This window comes from Nostoc sp. 'Peltigera membranacea cyanobiont' 213 (assembly GCF_002245975.1).
Lineage (GTDB): Bacteria > Cyanobacteriota > Cyanobacteriia > Cyanobacteriales > Nostocaceae > Nostoc.
The window spans coordinates 102,735-119,900 of record NZ_NOLI01000003.1; the positions used below are offsets into that span (position 1 = coordinate 102,735).

Genomic DNA, 17,166 nt, shown 5'->3' on the forward strand with positions numbered 1-17,166 from the left:
AAGGCAAAGTATGTTCCCTTTATAACCTAATTTTTTAGATTTCAAGAGTTATTTTTAGCACTAACATCCCAGCATAACTGCGGATTTAGTTTATTTGCAGTTAATCGTCTGCTACACCCATAAGCTGTTTCATCAAATCTAGACCTTTCTTGACTCTACGGGAAACCGTTACGACACTGATTCCCAGATGTTCTGCAACTTGTTTTTGTGTTAAATCTTGTAAAAAAACGCATTCCAACACATCACGGGTGCGTTGCTCGAGCTGAACCAATGCTTGTTGCAAGCGGAGTTGGTCTTCTTGTGCCAATTGAAAGCTGCGATAGTGAGGATCTGGAACCAATTCTCCCAAGCAGGTAGAGCCTTCTTCTCCATCTTGGATTGGCACATCAAGACTCAAGGGAGCGCGATTTATCCACGCTAATTTAATTTCTTGCCATTCGTTTGGAGAAATTTCCAGTGCTGTTGCTAATTCGGTGTCTGTTGGTTGGCGATTATGCTTTTCACGCCAAGAGCGTGACACTCCTATTGCTTGCTGTTGCAATGCTAACCACTTGCGAGGAATTCGCACGGTAACACCTTTATCTCGGAGATAGTGTTGAATTTCACCCCGAATATAGGGAAGAGCATAGGAACTAAAGGCATGTCCCTTGGAAAGTTCAAATTTTTCAATCGCTCTGATTAAGCCCAAACATCCAACCTGGATCAAATCATCGTAGGTTTCATGACATTGATTTGTCCAGTAGTGAGCTTCTTTTCTCACAAGTCCAAAATTGAGTTTTACCAGTTGATTGCGAACATTTTCTGACCGAGATTGCTGATATTCTCGCAACAACTGCCAAATTTCATGTTTTAGTTCATTGGTGACTGTGGTAGGCATAGCACCGTATTTATTGAGTAAATTAACAATCAATTACTCACTTTTAAACTCAACTGCGATCGCGCTGTATTTATATAGCAAATTCTCTAGACAACAAGAACGTTTTTCTAAAAAAATTCCATAGAGTTGCTTGACAATCGAGCAAAGTTTAAATGAGCGAAATTGGTATTTAGTTTGTTATTTATCTTGGGGATTATCTGTAGGTGTTTTTCAAACTACATAGGAATAAAATATAAAATTAATTACTAAATATAAAACCGGGATTTTACTTAACTTTAATTAATTAATGGTGAAGCTAATTTTTATAAACTAAACAACAGTAGTCGGATTGTTTTGGGATAGGTAAAAGTTTGATTTACAGTAAAATTACGTGTCCATTCAAACAAGATTTATCCAACAATTAAAAACTACTAATAATATTTAGAATAAAGTATGTATATTTACGCAAGCCAACAAACCAAATAGTGAGATAGCCTTTGTTGTACTGGGGGCAATACGGTTCAATCAATGGTCAACTCTTTGTCAAAGGAAATTTTTTTAACGTAGATGCAGATAGGCTTGCCGAAGGTAACGCCATCTCTACGAGACTCTATGCAAACGCGCAACATTTCGCAGAGAAGGAAGAAATGCTTAACCCGGATTTCTCACCACATCTCGATTAAGCCTGCGCTTGAGCAGAGGAGCAGAGGAGAGTTCAAATACCAAGTTCTTTCCCCTCTGCCCATCCTTCCCCTCAAGCTTGTGAGAAATGCTTAACTAAACTGTATTGGTGCTGGGGGGATTTTTTGAGGAAAAATATCACTAACCCAAGGGTATTGGGTTTTAACCTTTCTCCTCTTTGTAAAAATCTATCTACTCCCTAAAAAAAGGCAGGGCTGTTTCATTCTTTCAAAGCCTCTTGAAAAACTAGGGACAAGGGAAGAAGGAATTTTTCTCTTGTCTTTTTTCGTCTCTGTAAGGCTTTTATAGGAATGAAACAGCCCTGAAAATGGTGGCAAAGAAGTTAACTTTCGTGTCTTAATACCAGGTCAGTTATCTAAGTCCAGAGAATTTAGCCACGACTCGGTTCAACCCGTCCAAAAAATAGACCGCGAATCTTGACTTCTTTGGGTTCGCCAGCACCTAAATCTGTATCAGATGGCTGTTCGCTCTCAAAAGTACCAGCAATTTCACCACTAGAGCTATCTACTTTAGCGATTTGCAGAGAAATCTTGCCATTAAGATTTTCAGCACGCTTTACATTAGTGCGGGTAAGTTCTTCATCATCCGCTTGGGCGGGGAGAGCTACAGCATTATCGTAGCCACTGACGACACCACGACCTTTAGGATCTAGGAAGGCAGCACCACGATAGGAAGGAACTTTGAAAGTACCTTCAAAGTCCGTGGAGGTGTTAATACTACTCAAACTGGGTTGGGTTTGAGCAACCAAGTTTTTGATGGTGAAGAGGAAAGGTACTCGCTCACCACCAGGGAGTTGCACAGTGATGGCTTGGAAGTCAAGACCATCGGTTTCCACAAAGGTCAAGCTATTATCTGAGTTGATTTTTAGGTTGCCTTGCACCTGGTCAATAGTGGAAGTGTATCTGGTCAACAATTTGCCAGCAACAAATTCTGCTTCTTGGCGTTTATTAGCAGGTTCTTCTTTAATGAAGAAGCTAGTTGGTTCTAAGCAAAGTTCTTTGATGGCATAAGACTGGCTAGAATCAATGGGAATGGAGCCACGGTTTGTTTCTGCTAGTTGGGGGCATTTGTTTGCCAAGCCAGTGCCACGAATTTGGTCGTAAGTGAGTACATCTCTACTACTAGTGGCAGGAGCATCACTACAAGCAGTTATTAGTCCCAGGCACAAAGCCAAGAATGCAACAATTAAAGCGCGATACCTCATGGTCAACCTCAATCTCAAAAATTAATATCTAAGTTGTAAAACTGCATCGAAGCTTTGATCTCTGACGATAAGCCATCCTCGATCGGATACTGCATTGCTCTGATTGCCAGAGTTTAAACAAGTGTCCGGGCGTATAGGTTGGAAGTCGCCACTCAAACTTTTCTCTGCTAAACGTAGTTAAACGTGTCGTTATCTTGAGCTTGGGATGTAAACCCCAGACTGAGTAACACACTGCATCCATGTTGGATGTGTGTTACTAGGGAAGCAAAAAACCAGCAGTTTTACTGTTGGTAGCATTTGTTAGAGTTGGGCGTGTGGATGAGTAAGCGCCACACAGAGCGGCATAAGTGCTTGCCTCAAAGAGTGCGAAGAGAGTTGTCTGCTTCGCACTTTACTTTTGCCAATTGCAAAAGCAGCGTCGCCCAAGTCTTTTTGTATCATGTATGTGACGCTACTACATACAGCCCATTGTTTGATGGGTAAATTAGCCAGATCATACGATTTTTTTTAACTCAAAATCAAAGTACTCAAAATCAAAGAAAATCTCGTCTCGATCGCATCTAGCTGCTGTGGAGGCTATGCTAAAGGTTACTACGCTCTTTTAGGAGCGATCGCAATTGCTTTTAATAAAGATACAAATCTAGTTATATTCAACCCTTACTTAGGTAAGAGAAGGAATGAGGGAAGGCAGTGAGTCGATAAAATAAACCATCTAGAAGCCTACAGAGGGTTCATTTTCTTGACTTTTAGTCTAGAGGAACTAGGGAAAATTAAAAATCTCCGGTAAATTTGAGTTGACCTCATTTATACGGAAAGGCTGGGATGAACGATCGCAAAAATCTGGAATCAGGGGAGTTGTCCTGTAAACTGCAAACGCTCGCAACTGTGGTGTATGATGCAGTTCGGAGTTGTGGAAGCGATACTGTAGCTCTTTTGGCAATGCTTAGGCAACTAGAGCAGTTACACCGAGAGATCCGGGATGGGGTTTTTCAAGAGAGTTTGCCTGTTAACCGTCGGCAACTTTACTCGCTGCTGAAAGACATTGAGTCTGAGGGAGGCTGGCCTTATATTGAGCGTATGAGGCTTCAAGCCTTTTTAGCGAATTTGCCACAAGAGGCTCCCCAAGAAAATAGCCGTGAAGTTTTGGAGAGCGATCGCTCCTTTGCTGATTAGCTCGAAATTAACAACTCGGATCGCCTCATCAACCGCTAAACCAAGAGCGGTTGCTCATTGAGGCTTTAAGAGTCATTAGTCAATCATAATTTCCCACCTCTGCTTAGGGTTTGTGGGTTATGCCATTACAAATAAGGCGATCGCGCTTTTCAAGATTACGGTTGTGCTTGAGGTAATCACCTACCCAGTCGCAACCACGAACAAGCAGATCGTCAAGATTTAAATTCCACAAAATTATTGTGTTGTCATCACTAGCTGATGCTAATGTTTGACCATCTGGGCTAAAACTGACACTTAACACCGCAGCACGATGCCCATTAAGACTTTTAATTAATTTACCTTCATGACTCCAGAGTTTCACTGTACTGTCCCAACTGGCGGCAGCAAGCAATTCACCATTGGGACTGAAAGTGACAGCATTAACGCTATCGCTATACCCCTTTAACAAGGTTTTTAACAAGGTACCATCCCGTCGCCACAGTTTTACGGTGTTATCCCAACTGGCAGAAGCCAGTAACTCATCAGTGGGACTAAAGCTGACACCTAAAACCCAACTGTCATGGGGCGAAAAAGTTTTGAGCAACTTACCTTCACGGTTCCACAGTTTCACAGTTTGGTCATCACTAGCGGAGGCTAAAATCTGACTGTCAGGGCTGAAAATTACGCTATTTACCCAACCCTGATGCCCTACTAAGGTTTTGAGCAACTTGCCTTGACGGCTCCACAGTTTCACCGTTTTATCTTTGCTAGCTGATGCCAAAAACTGACCATCGGGGCTGAAATTCACGCTCATCACACTATCGCTATGTCCGTGCAGAGTCTTGATTAAAGTACCGTCAAGCCGCCAAAGTTTCACGGTTTTGTCATAACTTCCTGAAGCTAACATTTCACCTTTGGGGTCAAAACTGACACTAGGAACTTTATTTTTATGTCCTACTAAAGTTTTATAAAGTCGAGTTTTGAAATCGCCACTACTAGTGTATTTTATCCAGAGTTTTACGGTGCGATCGCTACTACCAGAAGCTAGCATCTGACCGTTGGGACTCCAAGCAACGCTCAAGACTCGATCCTGATGTCCTTGAAGAATAGACGGTGTTGGGGCATTTAAACTCCATAGTTTCACGCTTTTGTCGAAACTTCCTGAAGCCAGCAATTTATTATCTGGACTGAAAGCGATGCTAACAACAGCATCGCTGTGTCCTTTGAAGGTTTTGAGAAAAGTTCCAGTGATACTCCAAAGGTTTATGGTATTGTCTTCGCCTGCGGAAGCTAACTTTTTACTATCAGAACTAAAGCTTAAACTCCACACTGTACCGCTATGGTGCCGTAAAGTTTTGTAAGGACGAAAGTCAAAACCATCTTTAGTGCTGTTGCTCTCCCTCTGCCAAAGTTTTACTATCTTATCTCGACCTGCTGATGCTAAAAATTTCCCATCAGGACTGAAAATAGCTACAATCACACCCTGCCGATGTCCCTGCAAAGTTGTAACCAGGCTACCATCCCGTTGCCAGATTTTCACTGTCTTATCGTCGCTAGCCGAGGCGATGAATTGACCATCGGGACTGAAGTTTACCCAGTTAACCCACCCTCTATGTCCTCTCAGTATTTTTACCAAGCTACCATCTTTACGCCAGAGTTTTACGGTTGTATCCTTACTGCCAGTAGCTAACAACTCGCCATCAGGACTGAAATTAACGCTATAAACCCAATCTTTATGTCCTTTTAGGGTTTTATATGGCTTGGGGTCAAATTCACCTGTAACCGGGTTTTTGTGCCAGATTTGCACTGTTTTGTCAAGGCTGGCGGAAGCGAGGGTTTGACCATCTGGGCTGAAACTTACACAGGTAACAGCATCAGTGTGACCTTTGAGGGTTTGGAGTAAGGTGCCATTAGGATACCAAATTTTCACCGTCCGATCTCGGCTACCTGATGCTAGGGTTTGACCATCTGGACTGAAAGTTACTCCCCAGACAATATCGGTGTGCCCTTCCAAGCGGTTAATTTCTGTTACCCCATAGACTGCCTGTTGCAGGGCTGTTATCACCCGCATTCGGGTATCTGGTTGCACTCCATCTGCTTGTTTCAGTCCTCTCCAAGCCCGCAAACTTTCTAATAAAGCATCAAACTCTTTATTAGAAGCAAATAGAGCTTCGCTAGCAGCAGTAATTCCACTAATTCTCAAGTTGGTTTCACTGCGTTCAGCTCGGAGAGTTTGGCGAATTGCTGCTGTTTTTTGCAAGTCGGCTTGCCACCATAATGCTGCTATTGTTCCTCCCATGATTGCTAGGATTGCGCCTACAATCCGTGCTTCTCGCAGTCGGCGTTGCAACACTAAATTGAGTTGCTTTTGACTAAGTTGTTGGGCTACTTCAGCTCTAGTTTTTTCGAGTTTGATTTTTTCAAATTCGGCGAGCATACCATAGTTGTTTTTTTGGCGAATAGGTTCAACTAAATAATCGTGAACTAGCTGGTAGCGATCGCCTAATTCTTCTCTGACTCGCAATACCAAACCTGAACCCACCAATATTTCTAAAATCAGTTCCCCAACTGTGTCAAAGCTTGATATTGTATCTAGCTCGTGGTTATTAACTAATGCAACCGCTAAATCAGTTTTAGTTTTTAACGGTCGCGTGCCCTTTTCATCAGTTAACTCAAATAATAATTTCCAACTTAACTCTTCATTCTCCGGGCCGCAGTCTTTGATTACTTCCCCTAGCCAGCGTTCAACCAATTTTGCCGAGCCGCCGCAAAGCTTGTATTGTCCAAGGGTAGTAATGTTTTCTATTTGTAGTTGAGCGCCAACTATTTGTAATTCAATTGGATGTACTTCATCTAGTTCCCCTGTCAAATCCTGGACTAATCGGTTAATTAATTCCTCGCTCAGTTCATAATGCGAACGTTGAGTAAGACTGTGAATTATGGCTTTAGCATCTTGACTAGAGAATTTTCCTAGATAGTAACGAATGTCCTTGTCGAGAATATTTTTATTAATTACACCTAAATCATATAGTCCAATACTATTTTTTTGGCTCAACCGTTCAAATTCTAACAAATGATGTAAATAGTCTTCTCTTAATGAAAGAATAATTTTGACATAAGAAATATTTAAACACTCACTAAAAAAATGGTAGAATTCTATTCTTTGTGTGGGAGGATTATTAATAAAGAAAAATTCTTCAAATTGGTCTAGTATGATAATTATTGTATAATTTCGCTCGGTTGCTAACCGAATTTTTTCTAACAGTATAGTGGGTGTAGAGTCAGGATTAACGGATATTCCTGTGTATGCTATTACTTGGTTGAGACTGCTGATTAAGACTGTGAGCCAATCAGTATAAACAGACAAAACAATAGCTATAGGAATGCGTTCGCCGATAACTTTTCCGATCAGCGCTGGGACTAAACCAGCTTTGAGAATTGAACTTTTACCTACGCCTGATGGTCCATAAATTACCGTCAGTTTATAGTCAGCACGACTAATTCTTTCAATCAACCGATTCACATCTTGCTGTCGTCCAGAAGCTGATATTTCTTGGGCAACTCCTTCAGGAATAAACGGTATTTTTTGAGATTCTAACGCTGGGTTAATTTTAGAACGTTGCGGCTGTAATTGACTTGCTCCAATGAAGGCACGAAAGCCATACTGATGCTCTATTTGAATTTTTTCTTGCTTGAGCTTAAAGGCTTCTGTATAGTTATGACGTTCAAAAAAGTAAAGCGATCGCAGTTCCTCTAAAATCTCTAAATAAAGTGATGGCTGATGTTGTAGCTCACAAACGACTCTCGCCCATTCCAGATTATCGATCGCTTCTTCTGATTCACCTAGATGTCGCTGTGTACGTGCAACCAAGAGTAGATACCAACTTTCTTGTCGTCGTGTTCGCAAAGCATCTCGTAGAGGAATTTCTGTTGCTTCTTCGGAGATAGAAAGTGCTGTATTCGCTAATTCATGAGCTAGTATCCAATTCGACTCAGAAGCTGCCACATTTGCCAAAAAACCATAATTTTGAGCCATTTGTGCAGGAGTTCCATAGGTTTTATGTAGATGTAATGACTTTTGAGCTAATTTTTTTAAATCATCCCAAGCTTGTAAACGTTGCAGCATTTCACAAGCGGGCAAAATAAATCTAGCAACTAAGTCTTCTCTTTCTACACCCTCCAATACCTCCAGGCATTGTTTAAACCACAAGAGAGCATGTTCGCAATACCTACTATTACTATTGTGATGTAAGTCTGCCATCCGGTGATAACACAGCCCCAGGTGGAATAGTACTATTGCTTGCTTGAGTAAAGACGAGGGAGGGGTAGGGTGAGGATATGAGAGAGGAAAAGAAGAATTACTCTCCCACTCGGCTACTCTCTTCGTTTCCTGCTGCCATAACGCTAGGCTTCTTTGATAATTGGCTAAAGCACCATTAATTTGATCGTTGGCGTATTTATCTCGCCCTAACACAAATTCTAAACTAGCTTCTAATCCTGGTGTTAATTGAACTCCATATAGGCGCAGCAAATCATTACGGGCTGATTCTATTTCGTGGCGGTGTTGAGACTTAGGATCTAAATCTAGGGAGGCATTAGATAAAAATGTTTCAGCACCTGCTTCTAAAACTTTGGCAAATAAAGATTCTGCTTCTTGATGGATCAAAGCAATTAAATCTACTTTTGCCATTTCAAATTTAATTGTGGTTGCAGCCCAACTTTTAAAATCAGGTGCTAATCTGGACAACAATGATGCCACTTCATCTTGTAGCCACAATACTACTGAAAATGGAAAGGTCGCAGCATAGATATCTCGTGCTTGGTTAATGCCTGTAAGTAAGTTTTCTAGGTCGCTCGCTGACTCAAGACCAAAAACCATAACAGCTGCTGGTAAAGAGTCTGTGAGGACAGCAGGATTATCTAAAGATAGTTCTGAGACTATTGTGTTGTGTAAAGAAGTAGTTGATGAATTGAGAACGAGTTCTCTAATATTGATATCTTTGGTGATGGAGCGAATATTTTCTAACATTTGCTCGCGTAATTGCCCATAGTTGCACCGAACTAAAATCAGGGCAAATTGACCTTCGGAAAGTGCGATCGCTCTAATCAGTCTTTGCAAAGTATGCTGATTTTCTTTGGTGTAGATGCGTAGCGGCTTGTCATTAGTCATTGATTATTCGGCATTGGGCATGGGACATGGGACATGAGGCATTAGTCCAATGGCAAACGACAAAGGACTAATGACAAATGACAATTAACTTACTCAGAACTGTTACTTGTTTTGTTGCCAAGCTAAAACTTTTTCTGTTTCTGCAAGGGCTGGACTGATGCCAAACCAGCGCCCTAGAGGATCGCGATATTCAAACAGATACATGCTTCGTAGTAAACTCTGGTAGTCAGACTCACCTTTAACTCTCTGCTGCTGCACTACTTCAAACAATAATTCCCACTGGGATTCATCAATAGCTAATAGCAGATCGTCGCGGTAGTCTTTAATCACGGCTTCCAAGCAGTCCCTAGAAAAAGGTGGATCTTGCCGTTGCAGACAGCTATAAAGTAAACCCAATAAGTTGCGAATGTGACCACCGCTAACGCGACAGAGACGATCCAAGGTTTGGGAGCAATCGAATAATTCTGTAATTAATGAAAGCCTTCCATTCAAAGGAACTTCTGGAAAAGCTCTTGCTAGAACTAACTGGCGTACTAGTGACATCCCTGGTTCGTAGTCATTACCATCTCTTTGCCGCACTAATACCATTGGCAGTACTTTTGGCGCAATCCCTCCCCCCAGGCGATTTTTTAGTGTCTCGTACTCATTGGAGAAAATTAAGGTCAGGGGAATGGTGTAAACTAGGTGGCATTTAAGTCGCCGTAACTGTTCGCCTCGGTCGATGAAGAGATATTCTGGTTGCGATCGCCCCGATGCTAAGGGACGCATATCCACTCGATCCAAATTATCTACAATCACTACCAGTCCTTTTTGACCCCGTAGCTTTAGCTGTTCAACAGCCTTGTCTAAAATTTCTTCGTTAATCGCTTGCAAAATACTATTAGTCCGTGGCTCCAAATATTGCCTCAGTTGATTCCGCACTTGGGTGCTATCTTTAGTTTTGGCGGTAATTTTGGCAATACCCAAGGACAACTCTGCTTGTCCAGAAAGCTCTATGGGGCTTTGCAAAAAATCGCCTACTTCTTTGAACAAATTGGTAAAGTAACCACCTTTGAGTTTGATGTTAATCCCTTCTAAACTGGCACTGACTTGACGGGCTACACTCAGCAAAATATCGCTGATATCTATATCGGCCATATCTAAGTCTTGACTAGACTCAAAATAAACTACATGAAATCCCGCCAATTCTAGTTCTGTCTTTAGACGCTGCAATTCTGTTGACTTACCGCAGCCAATATGACCCGTAAATAACTGGCAAGTTGGCTCATCAGGAGAAATCCTAACTATAGTCCGTTGCAATTCTTCAACAATCTTGCAACCACGGACATCAGCAAAATCTATGTAATACTGGCGATCTAGCACGTTACTTATATTAAGCGTGTAACTTGGATTACATGCTTTGTAAAAACGTGACAAATTTAATGTCGTTTTCATGTTATGTGGAGGCGGATGTAGATGTGTGGAGATGCAGTTCTATTCGTATTTTTTATACAAACAATCTCTAGCCTGGATGTAGGCACACGATTAATTCGCAAGTTGGTAGTATCTTGCAAAAGACAGTATTTATTACAGAATCACTGTCAGTAGTACGGTAGAGATTTAATTGACCCTAATAACCTTAAGCATATCTGTCCTTTTTACACCTGCTATTGAGGTTTTGCCAATGTAGTAGCTTTTTTTTTGACCTGGCACAAACCTTTCTGGCTGAGTTAATTAGTAAAAAAAGCTACTACATTGTATGATTTCCAGTTTGTTTGGCTGATGAGGTAAGACTGGTATGAATTATAGCAATTTATACAGAGATTCAGGAATACTTAGTTGTCATTTCACATTCTATTTGTCAAGAAAACAAAATCAGAAATATTTAAATTAATATTTTGTAATCTTTAGAGAAAAAAATATTTGACTATCTCTTGTCAAAAAGACAACAGTGAGTTAAGAATGGACACCGGAAACTTTAATAGGAGGTATGACTAGCGCCAGGTTGGTTGTGTACTTACTGTAAAGTGTTACTAAAAATAAAAAAAGTCTTGAGGAGAGTGGCTAATAGATGCCGACAGTGTTTACTGAGATTAATGATGATACAAGCGCGTTAAGGAATTGGAATTGTAACCAGAAAGGGGTTTGAATGGCTGGCATATTATCAGTTTCCCGCACGGATCTAGCCCAGCGTCGTAAGAAATTACGGCGGCGGCGGCAGATGAAAATTATTCAAGCTGTTTGGCGAACTTTTGCCATTACTGGTTTGGCGGGTGGATTGCTGTGGGTGGCAATTCAACCGATGTGGGTGTTAAAAACTCCCAAACAAGTAGTGATGAAATCAGGCAATCAATTACTGTCAGATGAGACAACTAAATCCCTGTTGGTGCTATCTTATCCCCAATCTTTGTGGCGGATTGAACCAGCAGCGATCGCTAACTCTTTGAAAAAACAACCAACTATTGCCCAAGCGATCGTCAGACGCCGCCTCTTTCCCCCTGGATTAAACATCGAAATCCAAGAAAGAGTCCCTGTCGCGGTAACTCAAACACCAAGTGGACAAAATCAAGGCACTGGCAACAAAAAAATCACAATCGGCTTACTAGATGCCAGTGGGGCCTGGATGCCTTTAGAAAAATACACATCACTGAATCCCACTAGGAAACTACCCAATCTCAGAGTAATTGGGTCGCCAAAACAATACTGTCTCTACTGGACTCAAATTCATCAAGCTGTCAGCCAAAGTTCCGTAAAAATTATGGAAATTGATTGCCAAAATCCAGCGAATTTAATTTTGAAAACAGAACTAGGAAATGTACATCTTGGCGTTCCAGGCCCCCAGTTGTCTGAACAAATTAAGGTACTCGCCCAAATGCGCCATTTATCAGCAAAACTCAATTCCGGTCAAATAGAGTATATTGATCTGAAAAATCCCGAATTCCCCTTAGTACAAATGAACCAAAAAGACCAAAAATTAACTCCCAAAACCCCTAAAAACATCTAGCAATATTTAATGTATTGATAGCTCCTAGTAAATTAAGAAGCTTTCTGCTGATAAATGTATTTATTATTTTCAGTTTTTCAGCAAACCGCACGAAAATCGGCATTAACTTCTAATTAAAATGAGAAGATCGATCATATAAATTTCCATTGCGAGTAAAACACTCTCAATTGTTACCCTAACATCTAAGTAGTAGGGTGCAAGATGTCGGATAATCTAACTTTGGTCTGTTGAGGATACTTCCAAAGACAGTTTACTGAAGTTGAAATCTGTAAATTTCAGTACTGCCAAAAGTTGCGTAAATGCTGCTTGTGAGCAATCAGTTTGGACTATTTGGTACCGTAATTCCTAATTGGGTTAAGAAACCTCTAGGAAAATGTTGATTTTTTGACCACACTAGTGAGGGTTCTCGTAAGATAAACTATTGCTGCAAACAAAGTGTCCATTAAGACCCCCCAAACAACAAATTAATCAGGTATAGTCTGACAAGTAAATTCTTGCTTGCTTCAACCTTAAGAATAAGTAAGTATAAGGTAAAGTTTGTGTCTAAAGTTGCAATCATCCCCAATGGTGAAACCTATTAACAATATTATTGAGGCAGATAAGATGCGCTGTAGTGTGTCTTTAGAAGTTATGTCCTTCCCTGAGAAGAATCAAGAGATTAATGTCTGGTTGAAGTTATACAGGTCACTTTTAGATAAATATAGGTATACTTCTCTAGAATTGGCTGTGCGATCGGCTGCGTTAAAAGCTTATCCCATAGCAAATTTTCGCACTGCCAATTCTGTTAGGCTTGGCAGTAGTGAAAACAATAAAAAACAGTGCCATAGTATTGTGGCAGTGTCAAACTATAGTTGACTCTTAGGTGAATAGCACCTGAAAAAGTCGTTTATCTACCCTTTCACAAATCCAATGACACTTGATAATAACCAAGGACTTACCTATAAAAATTCCCAATCTCCGGGACAGCCTGGGTTCTCTCTAGCAGTTAACTCGACCAATCCGTTTAATAACTCTGGGCTGAACTTCGGACAAAATCACGAGAATAAGAAGATTTCTGCGGAAAATAGCCGAATTGGCGAGATTGTTCCTGGTCGGGTTGCCAACATCAAAGTGATTGGTGTCGGTGGCGGCGGTGGCAATGCCGTTAACCGCATGATCGAATCTGATGTCTCTGGTGTAGAATTTTGGTCAATTAATACTGATGCCCAAGCTTTAACTTTGGCAGGCGCTCCCAGTAGATTACAAATTGGCCAAAAACTAACGCGGGGTTTAGGAGCAGGTGGTAATCCTGCCATTGGTCAAAAGGCAGCGGAGGAATCACGAGACGAAATTGCTACGGCTTTAGAGGGTGCTGACCTAGTATTTATCACCGCCGGTATGGGTGGTGGTACTGGAACTGGTGCAGCCCCAATCGTGGCAGAAGTAGCAAAAGAAATGGGCGCTCTGACTGTTGGGGTAGTCACACGTCCATTCGTCTTTGAAGGTCGCCGCCGCACCAGCCAAGCAGAACAAGGGATTGAAGGACTAAAAAGTAGGGTAGATACACTGATTATTATCCCCAACAACAAATTGCTGGAAGTGATCCCCGAACAAACGCCTGTGCAAGAAGCTTTTCGCTATGCAGATGATGTGCTGCGTCAAGGGGTGCAAGGTATTTCTGATATCATCACCATTCCCGGTTTGGTAAACGTTGACTTTGCTGATGTCCGAGCTATTATGGCAGATGCGGGATCGGCATTGATGGGAATTGGTGTGAGTTCTGGGAAATCTAGAGCCAGAGAAGCTGCGATCGCAGCTATTTCTTCGCCATTACTAGAGTCTTCTATTGAAGGCGCTAGAGGAGTTGTATTTAATATTACTGGTGGTACTGACCTGACTTTGCATGAAGTGAATGCAGCCGCAGAAGCAATCTATGAAGTAGTCGATCCCAACGCCAATATTATTTTTGGGGCTGTAATTGATGACAGACTCCAAGGCGAGGTAAGAATTACTGTAATTGCCACCGGATTTACAGGTGAAGTGCAAGCTGCCGTACAACAAAGCGTAGCTAACGTTCGAGTAGCACCTAATACCTCGAAGCGACCAACAACACAACAACCCGCAGTTAATCCCCCAACTTCAACTCCAACTGCAACTCCAACTCCAACTCCAATTCCAGAACCAAAAGAAAAAATTGGATTGGATATACCTGACTTTCTGAAAAACCGACGAACACCACGGAATTAAAAGATTTTGGATTTGAGATTTTAGATTAAATTAGCAGTCTCAGGTTAGGCTGAGTGCTGTATAAAATCTGTTAGTTTCAGGGTTTTACCAAAAGCAGGGATAAGCAATCTGTTGCCATCCCTAATTTTGCTCATTGGTAAAGAAATTTGTTAAAGCTACTTATAGAATTAACTTGGGCAGGAGTTTGCTGGCTTCCATGTCTAGCTGTGCTTTGGGAATAAATAAACCAGAAGACCTTCCCGATGAGGAATGCTTAAGCGTAGCCAGTCGTAGACATAGTTACATCTACCACCGCAACCTATTAAACTTATATTCAATATAAATAAACAAAGCTGCGTGGGTAACTTACCCACACAAGCGTCTGAAGGAATTCTGTTTTCTGGAGAATAGACACCAAGTAAAGAATAATTTACATTTATTTTTTAGTTTTTAGTGAGTGTTCAATCCATTGAATAACCTGATGACCAAGATTAGTACCATCTAGGCGATCGATTTCACGAATTCCTGTAGGACTAGTTACGTTAACTTCAGTTAAGTAGCCACCAATAACATCAATCCCCACAAAAATTAAACCGTCTTGGCGTAAGCGTTCGGCTACTTGGGTACAAATTTCATTTTCTCTTGAGGTAATTTCGGTTTGAGCGACTGTACCACCAGTTGCCATATTATTGCGAAAATCAGTTCCACTAGAGAGGCGATTGAGCGCACCAATCGGTTCGCCATTGAGCAGGATAATTCGTTTATCTCCTGCTTTTGCCTCCGGTAGATAGGTTTGTACCATTACTGGCACTCGACCTTGGAGGGTACTGAGTTCGACAATGGAGTTAAAATTGCGATCGCTTGATTGCATAAATAAAATTCCTTCTCCAGCTTTGTTTCCCAGTGGTTTGAGAACTGCTGCCCCCTTTGCTTTGACAAATTCTCGGATAAACTCTTTATCAGCACTGACAATCGTTTCTGGAATTGCTTTGGTAAACTGGAGGGCATACATTTTTTCATTTGCCCCTCGGATGCCGCTAGGACTGTTAATCAGTAGGGTTTTATTTTGATCAATGTAATCCAGAATGTAGGTGGCATAGAGGTAGGAATCATTTACAGGTGGATCTGTCCGCATAAATACGGCATCCATTGTCTCTAAAGAAGTTAAGGAAGAATCGCTCAACTTATACCAAGGATTCGCCGCTACCCAGCGTCCCTCGACTAACTGCACTGGTACAAGTTCGACTCGCTGTAGTACAGCCCAAGCTTTGCCCTCCACTACACTCAGCAGATTTGCTTGAGTTATCCAAACTTCGTGTCCCAGAATTTGCGCTGCTTCGATCAGGGCAATGCTGGTATCATGACACGGGTCAAGTAGATGGATGGGATCAATGATAAAAGCCAGTTTCACCCTTTATACCTCAATCACCAAGAAATTAAATGGTTATTCAATTATTATCTCTTGACGATCTTACTAATTGACGTACATCTGTACTGCTGAGTCGAAACTGGAGGGTAAAGTCTTGTGGACAGATGCTTTTGCAAGAAAAAAGTTCGTAAATAGAGTTTTAGTCGATTGTTGCTAGCGATCGCAATATCTTCTAAACTTAGACAGTAGTTAGTAGCTCATCCAGCTTACCTTGACTATCTAAAGCGTGGATGTCATCACAACCACCAATATGGTCATCATTGATGAAAATTTGCGGTAAAGAGCGCCGTCCATTTGCTCTTTGAGCCATTTTGTTTCTGGCTGCTTCATCTCCGTCAATGCTGTATTCGGTAAATTCAACACCCTTACTCTTCAGTAAACTTTTGGCACGGATGCAAAAAGGGCAAGTCCTCCAAGTGTAAATTTCTACTTTGGCAGCCATAATGTCCTCAACTTGATTTAATACTTCTTAATTTTAGAACTTTGCCACTGGCTGTAGCGGCTCTATTCTCTTTTAATCTAAGCCCATGCAAAATATTTTATAGTGTTAAATAATGAATAAATAAATATCAGTCAAGTAAATCTACTAGTATCTTATAGCATAGAATTTGTTATCTACGAACAGATAAAACATAGCGGAGCTTTTTCGTCTGACATTAGTTGTCAAAATAAGCGCCGCTATTTAGCTAATAGGTCAGTTTTTCAATGATTTTGGCAAATGCTGCCGATACTGTGTAACGAAAAAATTTTGAATTAGACTAAAGGCTTTTTCTTTAGCAGTCTCAGCGCACCTACAGCAAATAAGCCTAAAGCTCCTGATGTACCAGGCTCAGGTACTCTTCTTGGTGAGGGTTCCTTAGATTTATAATATTTTCCTTGACCTGTTCCACTAGTACCTAGATTAGTTCCTTCAATACTCTGGTAGCGTACTCCAAAGTTACCTAGTGCAAATGAGTCAACGGGCTTATTGAAAGCGAGAGAGAAGGAGAACTTCTGAAGACCATCTTCTGTTCTCACACCACCATTCTGTCCACCCTGACAGGTGTTACCGTCAGTGAAGCATACATCTATATCACCAAACTGATTGGGAAAATTACCGTTGAGAACAGCGTTGCTAAAAAGTCCCGACGAACTTGTTTTTCCAGAAGCCAAATCAAGTTTATTGGTAGACAGAAGGTCGGAATACACATTAAAACCCAAGCCAGAAGTTCTAGAGTTGATGCCATTACTAGAGGTGTTATCTAAAGCGACATCAAAATTTGCTGCCACACCAGTGAAGCTTTTCAAAGTCAACCATGCTGTAGACGTTAGTCCAGAGACATTTTGCGTAGCTACGCTACCATCAAAGTTAAATTGGAACTTTTTACCAATATCGCTAAGATTGAAATGGGTGCGACTCTTTTAGGAATACGGTGTATTATAAAGGAGTAATAGATGAATTGCTTTGCAGAGTAGTATAGCCAGT

The 17,166-nt window shown here is 41.2% G+C and carries 10 protein-coding genes and 1 pseudogene; 4 read left to right on the forward strand and 7 right to left on the reverse strand.

Translation table 11 applies throughout. The features are described from left to right. Positions 1 to 100: 100 nt before the first annotated feature. Both CDG77_RS01685 and CDG77_RS01695 read right to left on the reverse strand, forming a co-directional pair. A complete protein-coding gene (locus CDG77_RS01685; protein WP_094327574.1) occupies positions 101 to 877 on the reverse strand; it encodes an RNA polymerase sigma factor SigF in 777 nt (258 codons plus the stop codon). Between the two features lie 1,051 nt (positions 878 to 1,928). After that, complete coding sequence (locus CDG77_RS01695; protein WP_094327576.1) at positions 1,929 to 2,762, reverse strand: photosystem II manganese-stabilizing polypeptide; 834 nt, start codon at positions 2,760 to 2,762, stop codon at positions 1,929 to 1,931. Positions 2,763 to 3,584: 822 nt separating this feature from the next. Here CDG77_RS01695 and CDG77_RS01700 point away from each other — a divergent pair. Then, positions 3,585 to 3,935, forward strand: coding sequence for a hypothetical protein (locus CDG77_RS01700; RefSeq protein WP_094327577.1), 351 nt, complete (start codon positions 3,585 to 3,587; stop codon positions 3,933 to 3,935). Between the two features lie 103 nt (positions 3,936 to 4,038). Here CDG77_RS01700 and CDG77_RS01705 read toward each other — a convergent pair whose 3' ends face one another. Then, the gene (locus CDG77_RS01705) at positions 4,039 to 9,084 is read right to left on the reverse strand and encodes an nSTAND1 domain-containing NTPase (protein ID WP_094327578.1); all 5,046 of its coding nucleotides are present in this window, start codon (positions 9,082 to 9,084) and stop codon (positions 4,039 to 4,041) included. Positions 9,085 to 9,186: 102 nt separating this feature from the next. After that, positions 9,187 to 10,518, reverse strand: coding sequence for a P-loop NTPase fold protein (locus tag CDG77_RS01710; protein WP_094327579.1), 1,332 nt, complete (start codon positions 10,516 to 10,518; stop codon positions 9,187 to 9,189). Between the two features lie 694 nt (positions 10,519 to 11,212). Here CDG77_RS01710 and CDG77_RS01715 point away from each other — a divergent pair. The 3 genes from CDG77_RS01715 to ftsZ all read left to right on the forward strand — a co-directional run bounded on the left by CDG77_RS01715 (position 11,213) and on the right by ftsZ (position 14,293). Next, positions 11,213 to 12,067, forward strand: coding sequence for a cell division protein FtsQ/DivIB (locus CDG77_RS01715; protein WP_094327580.1), 855 nt, complete (start codon positions 11,213 to 11,215; stop codon positions 12,065 to 12,067). Positions 12,068 to 12,631: 564 nt separating this feature from the next. Then, a complete protein-coding gene (locus tag CDG77_RS01720; RefSeq protein WP_223269684.1) occupies positions 12,632 to 12,922 on the forward strand; it encodes a hypothetical protein in 291 nt (96 codons plus the stop codon). 54 nt (positions 12,923 to 12,976) lie between these two features. Further along, entirely contained in the window at positions 12,977 to 14,293 is a 1,317-nt protein-coding gene (ftsZ, locus tag CDG77_RS01725; RefSeq protein ID WP_094327581.1) for a cell division protein FtsZ, read from the forward strand. A gap of 415 nt (positions 14,294 to 14,708) precedes the next feature. Here the strand turns inward: ftsZ and gshB are convergent, their stop codons facing one another. The 3 genes and pseudogenes from gshB to CDG77_RS01740 form a co-directional block, all read right to left on the reverse strand. Then, positions 14,709 to 15,683, reverse strand: a complete 975-nt coding sequence (gshB, locus tag CDG77_RS01730) for a glutathione synthase (RefSeq protein WP_094327582.1) — start codon at positions 15,681 to 15,683, stop codon at positions 14,709 to 14,711. A 196-nt stretch (positions 15,684 to 15,879) separates the two neighbouring features. Beyond that, the gene (gene grxC, locus CDG77_RS01735; protein ID WP_094327583.1) at positions 15,880 to 16,143 is read right to left on the reverse strand and encodes a glutaredoxin 3; all 264 of its coding nucleotides are present in this window, start codon (positions 16,141 to 16,143) and stop codon (positions 15,880 to 15,882) included. A gap of 311 nt (positions 16,144 to 16,454) precedes the next feature. Further along, a pseudogene (locus tag CDG77_RS01740) lies at positions 16,455 to 17,078 on the reverse strand (cistern family PEP-CTERM protein); the annotation flags it as partial. Positions 17,079 to 17,166: the final 88 nt, after the last annotated feature.